This window comes from Burkholderia sp. GbtcB21, assembly GCF_019091065.1.
Lineage (GTDB): Bacteria > Pseudomonadota > Gammaproteobacteria > Burkholderiales > Burkholderiaceae > Burkholderia > Burkholderia pyrrocinia_C.
In genome coordinates, this window is the sequence record NZ_JAGXKA010000194.1 from 1 (window position 1) to 290 (window position 290).

A 290-nucleotide genomic window follows, 5' to 3' on the forward strand; every position below is an offset into this window, starting at 1 on the left:
CGTCCTCGGCCCGCGAGCCGCGGATGTATGCGTCGAGCAGCAAGCCCGACCTCGTGAGCGTCGATCCCGGGCTGCCGGACGGCGACGGCAAGGCGTCCATCCGCGGGCTGCGCGAGTGGTCGTCGGTGCCCGTGATCGTGCTGTCGGCGCGCCAGCAGGAAGTGGAGAAGGTCGCCGCGCTCGCCGCTGGTGCGGACGATTACCTCGCGAAGCCGATCGGCGTGCCCGAACTGCTCGCGCGGGCCCGTGCGCTGTTCCGGCGCGCGGCGTTCGTGTCGGCCCTCCTGCAA

General features: G+C 72.8%; 1 protein-coding gene. It reads left to right on the forward strand.

Going from position 1 to position 290, the window contains the following annotated elements:
• A partial coding sequence (locus KVT39_RS36805) for a response regulator (protein ID WP_217591463.1) occupies window positions 1-290 on the forward strand: 290 nt, incomplete at both ends.